This is a genomic window from Mycobacterium sp. B14F4 (assembly GCF_039871645.1).
In the GTDB taxonomy this organism is placed as follows: Bacteria; Actinomycetota; Actinomycetes; order Mycobacteriales; family Mycobacteriaceae; genus Mycobacterium.
Map to the genome: position 1 here is coordinate 1 of NZ_JBDPMF010000018.1, position 1,312 is coordinate 1,312.

A 1,312-nucleotide genomic window follows, 5' to 3' on the forward strand; every position below is an offset into this window, starting at 1 on the left:
CTTGAAGTACCCCAGGTTTTGTTCCTACTTGGTTGCGAGGGCCGGGGTTGGCTGGCTCGCAGGGTGTGAGGCGCCGGTCAGGGCGGCCTCGTACTCGGCTGGTGGAACGTAGCCGAGGGTCTCATGCAGGCGTTCCTCGTTGTACCAGAACACCCATTGGGCGGTGGCCAGTTCGACGTCGTCGACGCAACGCCACGGTTTGCCACGGTTGATCAACTCGGTCTTGTAGGCGGCGTTGACCGCCTCGGCGAGGGCGTTGTCATAACTATCGCCGCGAGAGCCCACCGAAGGGGCGATCCCGAGCTCGCCGAGACGTTCGGTGTATACCAGCGATAGGTATTGTGATCCGCGGTCGGAATGATGAACCAACTCAGATAGATCTGAGTTCGCCTGCCACACAGCATGATCGAATGCCTGCAGAGGCAGATCCTCGGTGCGCATACTGGCCGCGACCGCCCAGCCGGCTATCTTTCTGCTGCAGGCGTCGGTGACGAACGCGGTGTAGCAGAATCCCTGCCAGGTGCGCACAAAGGTGATGTCGGCGACCCACAACCGGTTCGGAGCGGCCGCCTTGAACTGCCGGTTGACCAGGTCTGCCGGCCGTTGCTCGGCCGGATCAGTGATCGTGGTGAACACTGGCTTGCCGCGCTGCACCCCGCGCAGTCCAGCCTTGCGCATCAACCGGCGGGTCTGCTCGCGGCCGCACCGCCAACCCTGACGCTTCATGGCCTGATGCATCTTGAGCACCCCGTAACACGAGTAGTTCTTCTCGTGCACCGCGCGCAGATCGGCGATCAGCTGCTCGTCGCGGATCTCACGGTCGCACGCCGGGCGGGTCTTGGCCGCCCGATAGCCGCGCGATGTGAGAAAACCAGTGGTTGCTGCCCGCAAGACACGGCAAATGAGCTCGACCCCGAACTGACCGCGGTGGGCGTCAATGAAGGCGATCATTTCGTCGCGGGGCGGTCGAGCTCGGCTGCAAAAAACGCTGATGCAGCTTTGAGAACCTCGTTGGCTCTGCGGGTTTCGGCGAGCTCACGCTTAAGTCGGCGGATCTCGGCGTGCTCTTGGCTCGTCGTTCCGGGGCGCTCACCGGCCTCCACCTGCGCCTTGCGGCGCCACCGGCGCAGCGACTCCTCCGAGATACCAAGTTTGCTCGCCACAGACTTAATCGCCTCAAACTCCGAGATATCTGAGGCCTCCATCGTGGTCTCCAACAACCGCAACGCACGCTGCCGAAACTCCGGCGAATACTGACGGGGCATTCTTCCAATCCTCCTATAGGGATCGGAACAAAACCTGGGGTACTTCA

The 1,312-nt window shown here is 62.4% G+C and carries 1 protein-coding gene; it reads right to left on the reverse strand.

What is annotated here, in order from left to right; translation table 11 throughout:
- Nucleotides 1–24: 24 nt before the first annotated feature.
- Nucleotides 25–1,265, reverse strand: a protein-coding gene (locus ABGB19_RS26020) for an IS3 family transposase (RefSeq protein ID WP_347688889.1) whose coding sequence is annotated in 2 segments (ribosomal slippage) — nucleotides 25–980 and nucleotides 980–1,265 — 1,242 coding nt in all. Because the reading frame shifts where the segments join, the coding sequence is not laid out codon by codon here.
- Nucleotides 1,266–1,312: the final 47 nt, after the last annotated feature.